Raw genomic sequence first — 698 nt, 5'->3', positions numbered from 1 at the left:
GGACGGTCGCCACCACGGTCATCGCGACGCGGTCCACGGTCCCGATCGTCACGACGCCCGTAGCCTCCACCACGGTTGTCATCACGACGGTCGTCCCGGCGGAAGCCGTCACGCTGGCCGCCGCGGTCATCACGGCGGAACCCGCCACGGTCGCGGTCGTTGTCGCGACGGAAACCACCACGGTCTCCGCGCTGACCACTCCGGTCACCGCGGTCGCCACTGTCCCGTCGCCGCTGGTCGCGCTCCGGTCGGTCGTCGGGAGAGTTGGGGGACATCGGTGACTCCTGTCTTCGGTACTGCAAGTCATTCTCGCGCAGCCGGGTACCCGGTGCGCCCTGGAAAAACGAAAGGACCCTTGGTCCCCAGCTGAACGCTGGGGACCAAGGGTCCTTTCCAAAGATTGTTCGGCGGCGTCCTACTCTCCCACAGGGTCCCCCCTGCAGTACCATCGGCGCTGTAAGGCTTAGCTTCCGGGTTCGAAATGTAACCGGGCGTTTCCCCTACGCTATGACCACCGAAACCCTAATGGTTTCGAGCGAACAAGCACACTCTTTAATTGTCTGTTCAGCTCGAAAGCCGGCAACTGTTCGTTGCCTCAGAACTAACACAGTGGACGCGAGCAACTGAGGACAAGCCCTCGGCCTATTAGTACCGGTCACCTCCACACCTTGCGGTGCTTCCAGATCCGGCCTATCAAC

General features: G+C 62.6%; 1 rRNA gene and 1 pseudogene. Both read right to left on the bottom strand.

What is annotated here, in order from left to right:
- A pseudogene (locus AC07FV_RS21420) lies at window positions 1-208 on the bottom strand (hypothetical protein); the annotation flags it as partial.
- Between the two features lie 194 nt (window positions 209-402).
- Window positions 403-519: ribosomal RNA gene (gene rrf, locus AC07FV_RS21415) — 5S ribosomal RNA — on the bottom strand.
- Window positions 520-698 lie beyond the last annotated feature (179 nt).

Source organism: Streptomyces sp. NPDC045956 (assembly GCF_056430705.1).
This window is presented reverse-complemented; position numbering and strand designations above follow the sequence as displayed.